The sequence below is a fragment of the Microcystis sp. M53598_WE2 genome, from assembly GCF_030067735.1.
GTDB classification, from domain to species: domain Bacteria; phylum Cyanobacteriota; class Cyanobacteriia; order Cyanobacteriales; family Microcystaceae; genus Microcystis; species Microcystis aeruginosa.
Window position 1 is genome coordinate 1 of record NZ_JASJFE010000980.1, and the last position, 1,755, is coordinate 1,755.

Annotated in this window: 2 protein-coding genes; both read right to left on the bottom strand. The window is 38.7% G+C overall.

Features of this window, described 5'->3' with window-relative positions:
* The coding region (locus tag PX636_RS20025; RefSeq protein WP_288118485.1) for a hypothetical protein at positions 1-258 on the bottom strand (258 nt) is incomplete at its 3' end.
* A 462-nt stretch (positions 259-720) separates the two neighbouring features.
* Positions 721-1,674: an RpnC/YadD family protein gene (locus PX636_RS20030; RefSeq protein ID WP_288118487.1), complete on the bottom strand. Its 954-nt coding sequence runs from the start codon at positions 1,672-1,674 to the stop codon at positions 721-723.
* Between the last annotated feature and the right edge of the window lie 81 nt (positions 1,675-1,755).

A 1,755-nucleotide genomic window follows, 5' to 3' on the forward strand; every position in this document is an offset into this window, starting at 1 on the left:
GTTATCGTTTTCGTTTGATTCTGTTTGGTAGCTAGAAGCATCTGTCTTAAATAATAAATAGCCACTTCCCGCTACATAACTAGGTAAGGTAACGGTACTACTTGCTGTATAGGTTTCATTGGGTTCTAAGGGTAAGCCATCGCTACTGTGGATAAATTTATCGGTAAGATAAATATCATCACTATTAGTGACCGTATAAGTAGTCCACTGATTGGGGGTTGCAGTTGTCGTTTCCGGTACCGACAGAGGATTATTCATATCCTTAGCTCCAAGACAAAGAAGTTTAATACCGAGGCGTTCATCATTGACTATTTCTCTGGGAGTATAGACTAAGCTACCTAGCTATGTCAAGAAGTTTTTAGTAACTTCACAGGAACCTTAAAAAAACTTAACCAATTATTACTTCTATATCCTGGGTTATAAATGTTGGGATTATCTGGGCTGCTACAGGTAATGCGATGTTTATATTCTTAGGTTGTGTTAATAGCTTAATTTCTAGGGTTTTCATAGTCTAAAAACAATGGTTATCCTCTTGTGTGAATAGGAGGAAAATCTAAGCTGGTATCTCCAATTCAGTCGCTGGTAACTAGATGAGAGAAACTGTGGCGATTAATAAGTGCCTAAGCAAAATTAATTACACATTATAAGCCGCTACTCCGTCACTAAACACAGAAAACGGGTTTCTTGAAGAAACCCGTTTTCTTGGGCGACAAACCAGAATTATTCAGGTTTGATTAACTGATTTAAATAGTCCTGAAAATCTGAGATTGAGTCAAGAGTAATCGCTTGTCTGTGGAGATTTTTTAGAAGAGAAGTGTCTTTAACTTGGCTAATCTCATCAACCAGTTCCGAAGGCACATTCTCAAAGCGAATCTCAAGGGCATCAATGACAGATTCTCGAGCTTTTTGAATCATCCCCTTTTCCATTCCCATTCTTTCAACACTGGTAATATAAGGCATTCTTTTTTCCTCCTCGTACTGATTTAATTCCTGTTGAAACTCCTGTTCTAATTCAGTGGGTAAGCTCATCAGCCAATCGATAAACTTAAAGAGGTTGATAATATCCTCTCGTTGATAACCCTGTTCGTACAACCGTTTAGTTAATGCTAATTTCGCTTCTTTGCGCTTTTTTCGGTTTTGCCGAGTTTCTAAAGCTTGGAGATGCGCCATCACGACTGTAGCAAAAGGATTGCGGCTGGCTGCTAAAGCTGACCACTGCTGCTTAAATTCTAGCAACTTGACGACCGGAAAGCGAAAACTCACTTGACAATCAAATAACTCACGTTCAAATTGATTGGGTCGCCAAGAAGCATTATCATCACCTAAAACTGCCAAACTCGCTACTGAACGCCTGTAACGATCATAAATGCGATAGTAATAGACAAACATCCGTTCAGCAAAGTCAATTTCTCGCTGACCCTGGATTTCTATGTGGATTAAAACCCAGGTCTCTTCTCCCGCAAGACGATAAATTTTCACCAACTTATCGACGAGACGTTTGCCTAACTCAGCATCCCGCACCACTTGTTGAAGTTCTTTGTCGAGAAATTCAAAGCCTTGATTCCAATCAATACCCGCGTGAGCTTGAGGAAAAAAGAAGGAAACAAAGTCTTCAAAGTAGATTTCTAAGACATCTTTCCAAGGAGTATCAAAATCAGTATTTGGGTTATTCATTTCAGTTATCAGTTATCAGTTATCAGTTATCAGTTATCAGTTATCAGTTATCAGTTATCAGTTATCAGTTATCAGTTATCA